The organism is Bradyrhizobium sp. 14AA (genome assembly GCF_054185205.1).
Map to the genome: position 1 here is coordinate 1 of NZ_JAVAYM010000134.1, position 476 is coordinate 476.

At 64.3% G+C, this 476-nt stretch carries 1 protein-coding gene; it reads right to left on the reverse strand.

Features of this window, described 5'->3' with window-relative positions; all coding sequences use genetic code 11:
- Positions 1–476 (reverse strand): ABC transporter substrate-binding protein (locus RAD15_RS43675; RefSeq protein WP_458184840.1); only part of this gene is annotated, 476 nt, incomplete at both ends.

Below are 476 nucleotides of genomic sequence, written 5' to 3' on the forward strand. Positions count from 1 at the left end.
CGGCGACGCGATCGACCTTGCCGGCCTTCTCCAGCGCGTCCTTGATCACCCACATGTCGCCATAGGTGGAGATCGCGTTCTGCGTCATCCACGGCTCATTGTAGCGGGTCTTCAGCTCGGCGATCAGCGCCTCGTGGCCCTTGGCGCCCCAGCTTGCGACGCAGGTCAGCACACCCTGGAGCAGTTCGGGGCTCACGGTCTGCAGCATGTCCGGCTCGGCGATCGCGATGCCGAACGAGATCGTCGGCACCTTGCCCTGGCCGAGGCCGAACTCGTTCATCTTCTCGAGCAGGAGCTTCGCGTCCGAGATCACCGTCGGCAGGAAGAACAGCAGATCGGGTTTCGCTGAGCGGATCTTCTGCACCAGTGACGTCGCGTCCGCCAGCGGCGGCGTGAATGTCTCGTCGACGATCAACTGCAACTGGTTCTCCGCCAGCAGGCCCTCGCGCATCGCTTTTGCGGAGGCGATCGAGGCT